This is a genomic window from Vibrio sp. 14N.309.X.WAT.E.F5 (assembly GCF_030397615.1).
In the GTDB taxonomy this organism is placed as follows: Bacteria; Pseudomonadota; Gammaproteobacteria; order Enterobacterales; family Vibrionaceae; genus Vibrio; species Vibrio lentus.
The window spans coordinates 262,170-276,569 of sequence record NZ_JAPNXR010000003.1; the positions used below are offsets into that span (position 1 = coordinate 262,170).

12 protein-coding genes are annotated in these 14,400 nt (G+C 44.8%); 5 read left to right on the forward strand and 7 right to left on the reverse strand.

Translation table 11 applies throughout. The annotated features are described in order from the left end of the window. Positions 1-31 precede the first annotated feature (31 nt). Positions 32-2,281, forward strand: coding sequence for a hypothetical protein (locus tag OW495_RS05595; RefSeq protein ID WP_289885514.1), 2,250 nt, complete (start codon positions 32-34; stop codon positions 2,279-2,281). A 70-nt stretch (positions 2,282-2,351) separates the two neighbouring features. Here the strand turns inward: OW495_RS05595 and melR are convergent, their stop codons facing one another. Further along, positions 2,352-3,371 (reverse strand): transcriptional regulator MelR, encoded by a 1,020-nt coding sequence (gene melR / locus OW495_RS05600; protein WP_289885515.1) that lies wholly within the window; start codon positions 3,369-3,371, stop codon positions 2,352-2,354. 327 nt (positions 3,372-3,698) lie between these two features. Between melR and OW495_RS05605 the strand changes: the two genes are divergently transcribed. Further along, positions 3,699-5,051 carry an alpha-glucosidase/alpha-galactosidase gene (locus tag OW495_RS05605; protein ID WP_017084900.1) on the forward strand — a complete coding sequence of 451 codons (1,353 nt, stop codon included), beginning with the start codon at positions 3,699-3,701 and terminating at the stop codon, positions 5,049-5,051. Positions 5,052-5,122: 71 nt separating this feature from the next. Further along, complete coding sequence (melB, locus tag OW495_RS05610) at positions 5,123-6,550, forward strand: melibiose:sodium transporter MelB (protein WP_102486916.1); 1,428 nt, start codon at positions 5,123-5,125, stop codon at positions 6,548-6,550. Positions 6,551-6,683: 133 nt separating this feature from the next. On the opposite strand, the gene OW495_RS05615 is transcribed toward melB, so the two are convergent. Continuing rightward, complete coding sequence (locus OW495_RS05615; protein ID WP_004732406.1) at positions 6,684-6,944, reverse strand: DUF5062 family protein; 261 nt, start codon at positions 6,942-6,944, stop codon at positions 6,684-6,686. Positions 6,945-7,394: 450 nt separating this feature from the next. On the opposite strand from OW495_RS05615, the gene OW495_RS05620 reads away from it, so the two are divergent. Next, positions 7,395-7,610, forward strand: a complete 216-nt coding sequence (locus OW495_RS05620; protein ID WP_102512904.1) for a hypothetical protein — start codon at positions 7,395-7,397, stop codon at positions 7,608-7,610. Positions 7,611-7,770: 160 nt separating this feature from the next. Here OW495_RS05620 and OW495_RS05625 read toward each other — a convergent pair whose 3' ends face one another. Beyond that, positions 7,771-8,427 carry a Qnr family pentapeptide repeat protein gene (locus OW495_RS05625; RefSeq protein ID WP_054542578.1) on the reverse strand — a complete coding sequence of 219 codons (657 nt, stop codon included), beginning with the start codon at positions 8,425-8,427 and terminating at the stop codon, positions 7,771-7,773. Between the two features lie 320 nt (positions 8,428-8,747). Here OW495_RS05625 and OW495_RS05630 point away from each other — a divergent pair, with 320 nt between their 5' ends. Further along, positions 8,748-9,326 (forward strand): TetR/AcrR family transcriptional regulator, encoded by a 579-nt coding sequence (locus OW495_RS05630; RefSeq protein WP_102339140.1) that lies wholly within the window; start codon positions 8,748-8,750, stop codon positions 9,324-9,326. A gap of 106 nt (positions 9,327-9,432) precedes the next feature. Here OW495_RS05630 and OW495_RS05635 read toward each other — a convergent pair whose 3' ends face one another. From OW495_RS05635 to OW495_RS05650, 4 genes are all read right to left on the reverse strand, one after another. Further along, positions 9,433-10,680: an anaerobic sulfatase maturase gene (locus OW495_RS05635; protein WP_102512905.1), complete on the reverse strand. Its 1,248-nt coding sequence runs from the start codon at positions 10,678-10,680 to the stop codon at positions 9,433-9,435. A gap of 118 nt (positions 10,681-10,798) precedes the next feature. Continuing rightward, the gene (locus tag OW495_RS05640; RefSeq protein WP_102512906.1) at positions 10,799-12,544 is read right to left on the reverse strand and encodes an arylsulfatase; all 1,746 of its coding nucleotides are present in this window, start codon (positions 12,542-12,544) and stop codon (positions 10,799-10,801) included. Positions 12,545-12,605: 61 nt separating this feature from the next. Beyond that, entirely contained in the window at positions 12,606-13,022 is a 417-nt protein-coding gene (locus OW495_RS05645; RefSeq protein ID WP_102512907.1) for a tetratricopeptide repeat protein, read from the reverse strand. A 160-nt stretch (positions 13,023-13,182) separates the two neighbouring features. After that, complete coding sequence (locus tag OW495_RS05650; protein WP_102512908.1) at positions 13,183-14,388, reverse strand: iron-containing alcohol dehydrogenase; 1,206 nt, start codon at positions 14,386-14,388, stop codon at positions 13,183-13,185. Positions 14,389-14,400 lie beyond the last annotated feature (12 nt).

Sequence of the window (14,400 nt, forward strand, 5' to 3'; positions counted from 1 at the left end):
AAGGTGACTCCCATCGTAGCTAGGAAGCTTCATGAAAAAACACTGTACCTCGTTATTGTCACTCCTCTCTTTTATCAGCCTCGCACTTCCAAATGCCAGTTTAGCCAACTACGCCATTGTGCTGCCCGGCCAGCATGAGCAGGGGAACAACCTGCAAGGCTCTGTTGTATCAGCAGACAACGTGATTGATTGGGAGATAAATAATAGTGATTTAGTATTTGGGCCTTACGGCAATAAAAGTGACAACGAAAAAGCCAATAGCATCGGTTATATGTACAACCAAAAGTTAGAACCAAATTCGGGAGCGTTGGAAGACGAAATTAGAAACACGGCAGAGAAAAACAACATTGATTACGAAGACTTCTTCTTACACTTTTCAGAAGATACTATTCTTGCGGAGCTGGATACAACGCACGGTGAAAATACGCTTTTAAGTCGTAAGCCTATGATCGTTGGCTATACCGCAGACGAAAAACATGCGGGCTATGCACTTTATCAGCAGCCGCCGTGGGATGCCGATGTGTTTAAACATTTCGAACGTGGCGGAGCACTTTACGTTTACCATTCGGAGAAGTTCGATAGCTTAACATTCGAATTTTCACGCTTTGCACAAGGCGGAGAATTCCATATGGAATATCCAACATCGACGAATGATCTGGGCCAAGCCACGACATGGGATCGCTTAGACATAATTAACGATCACACACAGAATATGACTCAAAGCCAAGCGTTAAGCTGGCGAGTGCCCTCAAATTGGGTCAGAGCAACGACTCACGATGGCAGCGGCGAGAGCTACGGTGGCGGGCAGTATTTTGGTTCTACATTTGTGCGAGATGGCGGCCGTTTATACGTTGTCAGGATCCGTTGGCAAGGCAGTTCAAGCGATATTCGACCTCGCTTAAATCAAGTTCAATTAAAAGACAGTTTCCCTAAGTTCGATATCAAGAACCTACCCTTTCCCATTCCAAGTACAGATTCGAAATCATCCGGCAAAGCCAAACATTGGCGGAAAATTCACGGCTTTAACCAAGCCGCGGATCTAAATAGAGATAACTACTTATCACCTTCTGAGTATCAGAATCGAACCAACAAATCGGCCACGGCGCGCTTTCGTTGGGAATCTCGCGTCATCCCTTTTGGACGAATGTGGAATCAAAATTCATCATGGGCGCTGACCAATCTAACTAATCCACAGTTATTAAGTGCAGTGCAAGCTTACTATTCCAAACATTGGGCTCAGCAAGGCCTACGCGGGGCGTATAACGACGACACCAATAAGCTCATGGGCAACAATCAGTTTGAGGTGTATATGGGTGGAAAAATCAGTGAAATGGAACTTATTGTAGGCTCAGATGACGCCGACCAAGTTTACCAAACTCAATTCACCTCCTTCCTACAGAACCTAACAGCGCACGACAGCAATCCGATAGTTGGGCTCAATATTGGAACGGCCAATCTTTATGGTCGGCATGGCCAATCACACCTAATCAAAGCGGGAAATGTCTATCTGAGAGAGCATTATTTATTCCCGTCGACAGGATTCAGTGGTTATGCGGGGCTGTCTAAATTTTGGGATAATTCTGCGTTGGCACACGGCAAACAAAATGTGATATTTCAAGCAACCACGCGCTTTGGCCGAGTTGAATATTTTGGAAACAACGAAGAAAACTGGAAACAAGACCAGTACTCAACACTCGCTATTTTTTACCTCAACTACCACCCCAAACACAGTTACTTCAACCAGTGGAACAGCGGCTACGTATATGGGAGCAACAATACAACCAAAGACAACTTCTGGAAAAGTGGTATACCAAAGAACATAGCTTATAGACCAACCGCATTACTCGCCGTTGATTTAGGCTCCCCCACTCATTCGATACCTCAAGGTTTTGAAGCCATCCCTTTGATGCTTTCAACGAGTAGCCCACAACCTGCGGATTACACGATTGTGGGAAACGCTTCCCAAGACCACATTGAGCATGCTGATCTGCCGAACGGTAAGGTTCAATTACTGCCAACTCATAGTTACTTTGTTTATCAATCGGATCACTACGCAGTAGAAGGTGGCCCACAAGACATGGTGCTTGCCAGGGAATTTGAGCATGGCCGAGTCCTTTATCGAACAGACTTTCATGGACAGAACTCAGACTTTTACTCGGCACCGAAACTCAGTATTCCGTTAAAAAAACCAATGAGGCCAGTCGATGCAAATGGCGATATTGGCGACTATGTAAACGAAGTTAAGCTTGGGGGATATCAAGGGCTATTTCTGCTTTATTAGCTCCTTAACTCCTTAGCCCCTTAGCCCCTAGTTCAGGGTATTAGCCATCTTTACGTAACGGAATAAACACTTACCGCTTGTCCTTTAAATTATCGGTGACCGTTAGTGGCCTTTTACCATCACACGCGCCTTTCTCAAGGTCGTAGACGGGGCTGGCTCCATGGCTGCTCCACCGATGATCTTCCCTCGCTATTTTTCGATATTGCGTCGGCGTGACGCCAATGTACGTTTGGAAGGTTTCATAGAATCGGCTACTCGAATTGAAGCCCACGGTCAGTGAGATATCGAGAATGGTTCTGTCGGTATCACTCAGTAAAGCACGAGCATGATTAATGCGCATCGCAGTAATGTACTGCTTGATGGTCATCTGCATCGTTCGTTGAAATACGTTCATTGCATAGTTGGCATGTAATCCAATATGTCCTGCGATATCTTTCACGGTTAATGGCTGGTTGTGATGCGTGGCGATGTATTCCAACATTTGGCTTACATAGAATTGAGAGTGTTTCGACACCCCTTTTGAGGTCGATTTGTCCTGTCGGTTTACGAGCAGTTGTTGCCAACCATCAAGGCAGATTCGCTTAAGCATCAAGCCAATTTCATCAATGGCCAACTGCTGGCGACTTTCTGACGAATGCTTGATCTCTTGTACCCATCGGGCTATTTCAAATTCACTCACTAACGAACAAGAATTCGATTGCAACACACTGCCGTGAGTTATCTGATTGATTAAATCTCGACTGAGAGTCCACGACATAAAATGATGAATCGGTATGTTGATGATCCCCATATTATGGCTTTGGCCGGGATTGGTGAGTCGATGAGGCACCGATGCCCAAAACAAGCCAATCGATCCGCTCTTAACCGCGATTGGGCTGCCATTAATGATGTATTCCACATCATCCCCAAAAGGAATATTCACCTCAATTTGACCATGCCAATGATAGCCGGGCATGGAGTGAGGAGCTCTAAGTTCGATATCGATTTGCTCATAGGAAGAATAAAGAGAAAGCGGGCTTACCGACACGGTCTCGGACGAGTACTTATCTAAAGTGATAATTCTCAGCGTATCTGGGGTTGATTGCGGCATATCTCGTTCCTTAGGAAATCGTATAAATGACTTTTAGCAGTTCCTCGATAATAAAACTCTGAAGGCGATCATAGTGCCGAAATACCCCATTTCATAAGATCAATACAATGTAATTAGAGTCAGTCTCTTAAGTGCAAAACTCGCTTCATTGCACCACCACTCTCCTCAAAAGCCAGCAAGTTATCCCATTTCCTAAGATTTCCATTCAATGATTTTAAAATATTAGAAAACGGGAGAGCTATTTGATTATCTGAGACGAATCGACGTGGGTTCTAGGTGTAATTTGTCTGTATCAACAAAGAACTCAAAGAGATAAAGGATTCCACTATGCAAAGCCCTAAGATCACATTCATCGGTGCAGGATCAACCATTTTTGTTAAGAACATTCTTGGTGACGTTTTCCATCGTTCTGCACTACAAAACGCTCATGTCGCCCTGATGGATATTGATGAGACCCGATTAGAAGAGTCTCACCTTGTCGTCAGTAAGTTGATGGAATCATCAGGCGCTACTGGCTCTATTTCATGTCACTTAAATCAAAAAGAGGCACTACAAGATGCAGATTTCGTTGTCATCGCTTTTCAAATCGGCGGTTATGAACCTTGTACGGTCACGGATTTCGAGGTGTGTAAACGCCATGGCCTAGAACAAACCATCGCAGACACACTAGGCCCAGGCGGTATTATGCGTTCGCTACGCACGGTCCCGCACCTTTGGAGCGTGTGTGAAGATATGACCGAGGTTTGTCCGAACGCCACTATGCTCAACTACGTCAACCCTATGGCGATGAACACGTGGGCGATGTACGAGAAATACCCGCACATCAAACAAGTCGGTTTATGCCACTCAGTACAAGGCACAGCAGAAGAATTAGCGCGTGACTTGGACTTAGATTATTCAGACCTTCGCTATACGTGCGCTGGCATCAACCACATGGCTTACTACCTTACTCTTGAGAAGAAAACAGAAAGTGGTGAGTACATCGATATTTATCCAGATCTACTTGAAGCTTTTGAGAGTGGCCAAGCGCCTAAACCGGGTATTTATCACAATGGTCGCTGCACAAATTTGGTTCGCTACGAGATGTTCAAAAAATTGGGCTACTTTGTGACTGAGTCTTCTGAACATTTTTCGGAATACACCCCCTACTTTATCAAGCCGAATCGCCCAGATTTAATTGAACGCTATAAAGTACCACTTGATGAGTACCCAAAGCGCTGTGTCGAGCAAATTGCCGATTGGAAACGCGACCTTCAAGAATTTAAAACAGCTGACAAAATTACCGTTGATGAGTCTCATGAATACGCCAGCACCATCATGAATTCTATTTGGACAGGCACTCCGAGCGTTATTTACGGCAATGTAAAAAATGAAGCCTTGATCGACAACTTACCGCAAGGCTGCTGTGTTGAGGTCGCTTGTTTAGTTGATGCGAATGGTGTGCAACCGATCAAAGCTGGTCGCCTACCTAACCACTTAGCCGCATTAATGCAGACCAACATCAATGTTCAAACTCTATTAACGGAAGCCATTCTCACTGAAAACCGCGACCGTATTTATCATGCTGCGATGCTTGACCCTCATACTGCCGCTGTACTTGGAATAGAAGAGATATACGCGCTGGTTGACGACTTGATTGAGGCTCATGAGGGTTGGTTACCAGAGTGGGTTAACAAGTAATTTCATACTAATAAAAAATACAATAACGTGAATATTAGCGTCTTCTCACTGAGGAGGCGTAAGGAGTGGCAATGAGTATCTCTATGAATACCAAGCTAAGTTATGGCTTTGGGGCGTTTGGTAAAGACTTCGCAATCACCATCGTCTATATGTACCTAATGTTTTACTACACGGATGTAGTCGGTATTTCTGCCGCTACCGTCGGTACCATCTTTCTCGTCGCCCGTATTTGGGATGCGGTCAACGACCCAATCATGGGCTGGTTGGTCAACAATACGCGCACCCGTTGGGGCAAATTCAAACCTTGGATTTTAATTGGCACGCTCGCCAACTCTGTCGTGCTACTCATGGTGTTTAGTGCACACTACATCGAAGGTCCTTGGCTCATCGCCTACGCCGCTGTCACTTATATTTTGTGGGGCATGACTTACACACTAATGGATATTCCTTTTTGGTCGTTAGTCCCAACACTCACCTTAGATAAACGCGAACGCGAAGAGTTAGTCCCATATCCTCGCTTCTTTGCCAGCCTCGCGTGGATAGTAACCGCTGCCATTGCAATGCCGTTCGTCAACTATGTAGGTGGTGACGACAAAGGGTTTGGGTTTCAAATATTTACGCTACTGTTGATTGCCTGTTTCTTAGTCTCGACGTTTATCACACTGCGTAATGTCAAAGAACGCTATTCAACCGCGAACCTCGACACCACACAGCCGGAAGAAAAAGTATCACTGAAAAAGCTACTGTCACTTATCTACAAAAATGACCAATTGACCAGCGTTCTGTGCATGGCACTGTCTTACAACTTAGCGACCAATATCATCACAGCCTTCGCGGTTTACTATTTCACCTATGTTGTAGGCAACGAAGAGTTGTTCCCTTACTACATGGCTTATGCGGGCATCGCAAACCTCATCACACTGGTGCTGTTCCCTAAACTCGCAAAAATGTTCTCACGCCGCACTCTATGGGCTTGTGCTTCCACTTTCCCTATTTTAGGCAGTGCTGTTCTGATCTATGTTGGCATGTACGACAAACAAAGCATTCTGTTGATTTCAACGGCGGGTGTATTCCTACAAATCGGTACTGCCCTGTTTTGGGTACTCAACGTGATCATGGTTGCCGACACGGTCGATTACGGTGAATTTAAACTGGGTGCTCGTTGTGAAAGCATTGCTTACTCTGTGCAAACTTTGGTCGTAAAAGCAGGCTCTGCATTTGCCGCTTTCTTCATCGGCATCTCGCTCACTGCCGTCGACTATGTACCTAATGTAGTGCAAAGCCCTGAAACCGTATTTGGCATGCAATGCATCATGGTCGGCCTACCTGCTTTCTTCTTTGCCATTGCGTTGATCATCTACTTCCGCTTCTACAAGCTGAACGGTGCTTATCACCAAAAAATTCAAGATCACCTCACTGAAAAGTATGACCACATCACCAACGACGGCTCAAATAAGAACGACAATCACAAGCCAGCAGAACCGGTACAAGCTGTGTAAACGAGAAGAAACAGCAATTTATCATTGATAAAAAAGAATACAAAAACAACAAAGCCTAGCGAGGGATCGCTAGGCTTTTTCAATTAGAAACACATAGGAATTTTTATTGAAGACGATAAAGGCGAAGGCGCCCTTACTTCAATGGGTCATTGTCAGGCAGTGCTTTGTGAATCCATAGCGCCAAACGTTTTTTAATGTTGGCACCATCAAGCTTATCATCAGGTAACGGTGTGATCTGATTTACCTCTACAAGGAACAAATACACCGCTTTAACCTTTATCGGTTGGGATGAATGTGGCAAATCAAAACCTTGTAGTTTTGCCATCTTAAAACCGACCTCAACTGCTTTTTTTACCAGCTTATCTTCATTAATGATCTTCGCGGTTTTCGACATATCATCTCCGTCATCTTTTTCGAACGAATGATGAGTATATCAAACAGAATTGCGAACGAGATTGCCGCGATCTCAAATCAAAAAATCTCTTTGATAAATAACATAAAGCGCATCACAGACTAAAAACTGATTCTAATCATGTAGACATTGACGAGACAAATAATGATAAGCAAACGGTCTCTTAATAGAACACTCAATAAATGAGACCTTCAGTCAAGAAACCAAAAATCGAACAATTTTTGACTTATCATTACAAAGAATACGGAATATTATGATTTATTATATAGATGATAATCATTCTATCAATAGGCAATAACTTTATGTTATTTAACTGGTTTTATAACACAGAGGCCTAGATCATGTTTACAGTCACCTGTAGTGAAAAAGATATTTACAAAACACTCACTAGGGAAATAGAATAAACCCACTAATATTATACTGGTGTTAAAAATGCGTTACCTATGGGCTTCATTCTGTCATAAAAATCCAATCCCCGGTCGGATCGTTCATATCTTTGTTATGTTGGTCGCGTTGGCTTCTATCGTCGTTCCACTGATTTCCAAAGATGCCACAACCATCATAGCCTCGCTGTGTGTCGCGCTAGTATGCTTTATCCTATTCGTGTTCTTTGCACTCTGTGACAAAATGCGTTCAGGCATGCATTAATTAGCCCTATATTCGCCAAGCATTCTCTTTTCTAAACTTCATTATAAAATGCTGGCTACCAGATACGGAAAAGCCCAAAGTTATTAGCTTTGGGCTTTTCTTCTATAACGAAAGCTTACATATTCCAATCCAAATAGCCTGCAGTTAGAAATTACAGCTATCAATCAGGCATCACCACAATACCCATAGTTTCAAGCAGTTGCTCTTGTTGCCAAGCCACAATTTTGATTCCTGTTGTATCTACTTTACGAGGGTCTAACCCTTCAAGTTCTGCATGACACAAATTCGCCCCTTGCATACTGAATTGCCCCCATACATCTTCCGAGAACACGCCTCGGCTAAGATCGGACTCTTTTAGTGACGCTCCGCCAAGATAAGTACCTATCCAGCGGTTTTCAAATAACTCACACTTCTCTAAGCAAGCTTGTTCAAAATTAGCGTAAGACAGGTTGCAACCTGTGATGTATGCCGAGCAAAAATACATGCGATTACTCACCTGATTGGCAAAATTCGCACGAGTAAAGTTCGCCCCTTTCAAGTCACATTCACGTAGCTCAATCCCATAGCAATTGGCGTTACTAAAATTGGCCATCGCCAACTGGCAGTTCTGGAAACTTGCGTCTCGTAAATCTGCAATATCAAAGTGGCAGCCCTCAATATCGCCTTGTTCGATGAACTTACAATTAATAAACGTCGCATCACGCAAGTTCGAACGCCTGAAGTCACATCGGATAAACGTACAGGCTGTAAATGTAAGCTCTGATAAATCTTGCTGAGCAAAACTGTGCTGATGATAAGTGCTGTTATTGGTGTCCATTTAGCCCCCTAAAGAAATCAAGCTAAGACTACCATTGTGATCTTAAGAATACATCAAATTAAAAACCAACAAAAACAACCACTTAAAACACCCCAGTTTGGCCATTTTAAGGCGCCAAATAAGCCCTTTAAGGTTGTTATTTTCGTTTTATGGCATGCGCTTATCGTGAAAAAAGTTTTGTTGCTTACAAGCGCAAACAGAAGATAAAGCCACTTTAACGAAACAAGTTAATTATCGACAACATCCTAACGCTCTAGACTGGACGGTTGGTATGCATATCGCTACACTAATCATCATTCTCGGCATAAAGAGTAAGATCAATGAAAGACATGCGACAAGCTATGCTCGATGCAGGGTTTAGCCTTATTAATGAACACGGATTTGCTGGTGTTGGCCTGATGAAAATCATCAACCAAGCCGAAGGAACTAAAGGTTCTTTTTACCATTACTTCAAATCCAAAGAGCACTTTGGCGAGATCCTTCTAGCCGACTATTTTGATGAGCACCTAGTTAAGCTTGATGACTTTCTAAGTGATGAGACTCTATCTCGCCGAGACCGCGTGAAAGCGTACTTCGAGTTTTGGTGTGCGTCGAAACTGACTGAAGACTTCAATATTCAGTGCCTTGTGGTCAAGCTAGCAGGTGAAGTGTCTGGCTCTGCGAACCCGTTGCAATCAACCATGGCAGAAGGCGCAGAAAAGATCATACTGCGTATGTCGAAGCTCTTTGAAGAAGGAAATGAAGCGGGTGATTTCAATATCGAAGATCCTGAATCACTATCTCGCACGCTTTATGGCTTATGGCTAGGCTCTACGCTAATGGCAGCGATGCAGCGCAACCGTTCGATTCTGAACAATGCCATGGAAGAGACATTGCTTGCGGTGAGCTCAAAAGATTAACCAGTTCCTACACACTAAGAGGCTCGCTTTATATAGCGAGCTTTTTTTGTTTTTCAGGCGTGTTCGTTTTCTACCTAGGCTTTTACTTATCAAGTGATCGATTCGATTACCCCATCCGTGGCGCTAGGTTATTGGCTTTTAGCAAAGCATTGAGCACCGGATCGATATGTTGAAAGAATTTTAGCCACCCTTCACACAGGTAATTTAGTCCGGCTTCACCATCACGACTTTTGATAATTCGGTTTTTGGGGCACTCACCATGACAAGCAAATTTGAACTCACAAGTTTGGCACTGCTTTGGCAATGACTTTTGCTTTGCGAACCCAAAAGTTTGCTGAGCGGGTGAAAATGCCAGCGTCGATAACGGCTTCTCATGAATATTGCCTAACTGAAACTCAGGAAAGACGTAGTGATCGCACGAATACACATCACCATTGGGTTCAACCGCTAGCCCTTTTCCACAGATTTCACTCAAGGTGCACATGGTACTGTCTCTTCCCATCCATACACCGACGAAATTTTCAAAGTAAGGCACAAGCACTCGACCAAAATCGTGTTCAAACCATTCATCAAAAACGGTAGTGAGGAATTGTCCCCATTGCGCAGAGCCGACACTCCAAGCCTCAACCTCGCCAGACATAGGAATGATCGCTTGTTGATGGGTGAGCCATTGATTGTTGGTATGAGCCTCACGCTTATCCACCACAGGGATGAACTGCAGCTGCTTTGAACCCACTTCGTCGCGTAGAAAACGATAAACTTCTAACGGATATTTTCCTGTCACATCGTTCACACAGGTTAAGGTTGCAAACTCAACGTTATGTTGCTTCAAGTAGCGAATACCACGCATTGTTTGAGAAAAAGTACCTTTGCCTGCACGGTTGGTTCGGTAGTGATTATGTAAGTGCTCTGGGCCATCAATACTCACGCCAATGATAAAGTCATTGTTCTTGAAGAACTCACACCAACCATCATTCAACAAGGTGCCATTGGTTTGAAGGTCGTTGCTGATCTTGCTGTAGCTAGGGCAATATTTTTTCTGCAGTGCAACCACCTTTCGAAAATATTCAATCCCCAACAAAGTAGGTTCTCCACCATGCCAAGAAAAGATAATCTCCGGCGTATTCTGCCCCTCAATGTACTGCTTGATATAGAGCTCTAATAACGCTTCATCCATCACATATTGAGACCCTTTTGGGTATTCAAGCAACTGCTGTTTCTCTAAGTAATAACAGTAAGTACAACTGATGTTACAGACCGCCCCAATCGGCTTTGCCAATGCTTGAAGCTTGCTGTGCGCCTTGCCGTTAAACTGCGGAACCGAACTCAGGTTTGATAGTGATAATGTCGTCATGAAGAATTCCTCGATGTAAACGTTATTGTATTAGCCAAAACAATTCGTAATTCCTTTACACGGTGTTCATCGGCCAACCAAGCTTGTGTCATTAGGTTGGCCGAGTGGTTCATTTCCTCTATTTCACGTTCTCAAACGGGTTCCATGCTTCATCCACTGGGACGATGTTTTGCGCTTTTTCGTACTCTTGATACTCAGCAACCATCTCTAGGAACAAGTCTGGCATTTGGTTTCTTAAGTCATGCTGCTCAGCCGGATCCTGTTTAGTGTTATACAAGTGCCACTCACTGTCACCGCCCATGCCCGTAGATATTCGGATGATCTTGTAATCCCCTTTGAGCAAAATTCCGCTGCCAAACAATTCAAATGGAATCGCATTATCTGCACTATGCACCTCTGCCGTTTCCCCTTTGAAGTAAGGCAACAAGCTCACACCACTCATTGGTGCGACTTCTCGACCTTGATACTCTGTTCCTGGGTGCTCAACATCGGCGATTTCAAGAATGGTGGCTGCGATGTCTTTTACTTGTGATAAGTCATCAGTTTGAGTGCCGGGTTGCAGCGCTTGATCGCCCTCCAAAAGCGCTTTCGCAGGCTTAACAATGAAGGGGACTCGAATACCACCTTCTGCCGTGTACGCTTTATACCAAGACAAGCCACCTGTTGATGCGCTTGCCCATTCTGGGCCTAATGAAACGCTGGAGTTAGCTTTCCCTAGGTTTTCCGTCGAGTTGTCAAAGTGATGCGCCGTCCATGTGCGAATCAAATCACTGATATTTTCACCGGTAATATCTGCGGCTTCAGGACCGTTGTCTGCCAGATACATAATGTAGGTATTGTCGTACTCACCGATCTCTTTTAGGTAATCGACAACCTGACCGACTTGTTGATCTTGCATCTCCATCATGCCCATCGCCACCGCCATCTTCTTGCCATACCACTCTTGTTGTTTCTCAGACAAAGAGTCCCAAGGGCGACTTAATGCATTACGACTTGAGATGTCGGCGTCTTTAGGAATGACGCCCATCTCCTTCATTCGTTCAAATCGGTCTTTACGAATCGAATCCCAACCATGCTCGACGTAATAATCGACTTTATCTTGATACGCTGATTCTGGTGCTTGTAGCGGAAGGTGTATGGCAGTGAATGGAAGATAAGCGAAGAAAGGCTTACCGTCGTCTTTCTTGCCATCGATCATCTTGATGAGTTCGTTGGTGTAAACTTGGTCGGAGTACTCGCCTTTGTATTTATCCTCAACCACTTCACCGTTTCTGTATGTAGGCTCAACTTCAACGCCGGGAATGTCGCCTTTTTGAAGCGCTTCAGCGGTAGCCGCGTTTTTGGCAGGGAACATCATGTCGCGGTTAAAGTGATTCGAACCGCCCGCTAAAATGCCGTAACTTTCCGAAAAACCTCGGTCATCGGGCAGGAACCCATCATCATGCCCTAAATGCCATTTACCCGATAAATACGTGTTATAGCCATTTTCTTTGAGCAGCGTAGCCACTGTTACGCCCTTCTTGGTCAGGTAGCCTTCATAGCCCGGTTTGCCAATCGCACCCGGATAGACAGCATAATCGAAAGTGCCTAGCCCAACTTCGTGGCTGTTCGCTCCAGTTAACATCATTGAGCGAGTCACTGATGAGGTTGGTGAGGCATGGAAGTTAGTGAATTTAACCCCCTCTTCAGCCAACGCCATCAAGTTGGGGGTTTCGGCTTCTGAGCCATAAGGCTGGGTATCAGCAAAGCCAACATCATCACCGACAATAACAACGATGTTCGGCTTGTCTGATTCGGCGGCGAAGGCGGCGCTACTTGCAGCGGCCATAGCTGTGAATAGTAGGGATTTCTTGAATGTCTGCATAAGACGTTCTCCAATTTCTGTGATTAACTTTTTCTGTGATTAACCTGGGTTAGAATCTAAATTAGTGCGCGGCTTGGGACATCCAATGTAATAAGTCGAGCGCAGGGTCATACTCTTGAGCTGCTGCCAGACCGATCCAGGTGACAGCGTCCGCTTGGCTAACCTGAACGCCACTTCCAGAGAAGTACATTAGGCCAAGCTGTGTTTGAGCTTCAGGGCTACCGGCACTGGCTGCGGTTTCAAACCATTCCGCCGCTTTCTCGTCATTCTGCTCAACACCATCACCGCTCAAATACCGATGAGCGAGAGCAAGTTGTGCTTCAGACTGTCCTTCATAAGCTTCATCCAACAGCTGAACAGCATCTTGATGCTGTTCAGATAAAGCCGTGGAGCTTTCGCTTCCCACACTTGCCTTAGCAAAAAGCAGAACAGCCAAAGCACCAGTCAGAATCACGGTAGTTAAACGTTTATTGAACATTTATTTCCTCCTCGGGAATAAAGGTCACAACGTCCCTGTCGAGTGAATTAAGCGAAAAGTAGGAATGGCGCGATGATGCACAAGCTCGATAGCAATACGTTTTCAATCTTCATAATTTGTCCTCGATTTACAGTGAGTTTTTGAATGCTTAATGAGACGACTAAATCGCTTTTTCTATAATCTGTTCAATCGTTTGCTTTGAGATAGGATAGAACTGGAAGCAGATGTCTTTCTCAATCGCTTCTGCAATGTTGCTCTTCTCTTGCTCATCAAAGTCCCAGCGGCTGAAACGTTTCATCGCACCGACACTGGTTTGGAAGTTGTTTAAGAAATCCAACACTCTCAGGTAAACCATCTCATCGGTTCCGGTAGTATCGACCGAGAAAGCTTGAGCTAACTTCGCCGCGTTCGGCATATAGAACTCGGGCAACGCTTCAATCACAACCGGCATCAGTACCGTGTTGGCATCGCCATGTGGAATGTGGCTAATCGCACCAAAAGCGTGAGCACAGTTATGAATCGGAATGCCGCCCAAAGACGAATAGAAAGCAGAGATCGCCATCGTGCTTGCCTGAAGAAGATTGCCACGTGCCGTCAGGTTTTCTGGTTCTCTAAGTGCCACGGGTAAGTTTTCAACAATCAGTTTTGCAGCCTGAATGCCATAAGCATCGGTGAACCCATTACTCATTGGAGAAACAATCGCTTCAACGGCGTGCGTGAGTGCATCCATCGCGGTAGAACGAGTCAGGTGAGCAGGTAGCTTCGTCGTAACCGTTGGATCAAGGATCGCGATATCGGCTTCCAATCCAGACGCCACTAAACTTGCCTTGATGTTTTCATGCTCGTTATAAAAAACCGCGATCGGAGAAGCTTCAGCACCCGTGCCAGCCGTTGTTGGTACGGCGATATGGGGCACTCGAATGTCTTCATTATTTGGCCACACTTCCATAAAGCCACCGCCTGCAATCACGGTACGGATATCATCAATCTGCTTATGAAGTGCGTATTTCACGCCCTTAGAAGCATCAATCACACTGCCTCCACCGACAGACAAAATAGCGTCGGCATTTAGGCTATTAGCAAACTCAATCGCTGCGTTGATGTTGTTGCAAGTCGCGTCTGGCGCAATATCGGTGTACACACCAACCAGCTGAGTCGTTTGTTGGTTTGCTTCTTGATTCGCCGTCTGATTTACAAACAACGCAGAGAATTGCTCAACAAAGCCCAAAGACTCCAAACCTTTGTCAGAAAAAAGCACAACTCGTTTTGCACCTAGGCGAGCAAACAAAGAAGGGATGTTTTTGATGCCGTTCTCTTGAGCATGAACAATGGTTTTCAGTTGAAAGTTAAAGTTATTGGTAGTCATGGTGTTTACCTC